At 50.7% G+C, this 956-nt stretch carries 1 protein-coding gene; it reads right to left on the minus strand.

The window, feature by feature from the left end; translation table 11 throughout:
* Positions 1-956, minus strand: a 956-nt coding sequence (locus CHB68_RS18655; protein ID WP_218822519.1) for a MopE-related protein, incomplete at both ends; no start/stop codon positions are given.

The following is a 956-nucleotide window of genomic DNA, read 5'->3' on the forward strand; positions in this document are numbered from 1 at the left end:
CGGGAGAATTACAACTTTCAACAGTGGGAGCCACAGCGTAATTATCCCCATCTGCATCCAGGTACCACGTGGAAACTTCGAATACGTTCGGGTCGCTGTCATCACAATCGGTCAGGGGAAGTACGGTTTGGGTATATCCTGTCCCTGGGGAGTTGCAGCTTTCCACTGTTGGAGCAACGGCGTAGTTGTCACCATCGGCATCCAGGTACCAGGTGGCAACTTCGAATACATTGGGGTCGGTATCGTCACAATCGGTCAGGGGAAGTATGGTTTGCGTATATCCTGTGCCTGGGGAGGTACAGCTTTCAACAGTTGGAGCCACCGCATAATTATCGCCATCGGCATCCAGGTACCAGGTGGAAACCTCGAATACGTTCGGGTCGCTGTCATCACAATCGGTCAGTGGAAGTATGGTTTGGGTATATCCTGTGCCTGGGGAGTTACAGCTTTCTATTGTAGGCTCAACGGCGTAGTTGTCACCATCGGCATCAAGGTACCACGTGGAAATTTCGAATACATTGGGGTCGGTATCGTCACAATCGGTCAGGGGAAGTACTGTTTGGGTATATCCTGTTCCGGGTGAATTACAGCTTTCAACAGTTGGAGCCACGGCATAATTATCGCCATCGGCATCAAGGTACCACGTGGAAACTTCGAATACGTTCGGGTCGCTATCATCACAATCGGTCAGTGGAAGTATGGTTTGGGTATATCCTGTTCCGGGAGAGGTACAGCTTTCCACTGTTGGAGCCACCGCATAATTATCACCATCTGCATCAAGGTACCACGTGGAAACCTCGAATACGTTGGGGTCGGTATCGTCACAATCGGTCAGGGGAAGTACGGTTTGGGTATATCCTGTTCCGGGAGAAGTACAGCTTTCAACAGTTGGTGCCACCGCATAATTATCGCCATCGGCATCCAGGTACCACGTGGAAACTTCAAATACGTTCGGG

Source organism: Maribacter sedimenticola, from assembly GCF_900188415.1.
GTDB classification, from domain to species: Bacteria; Bacteroidota; Bacteroidia; order Flavobacteriales; family Flavobacteriaceae; genus Maribacter; species Maribacter sedimenticola.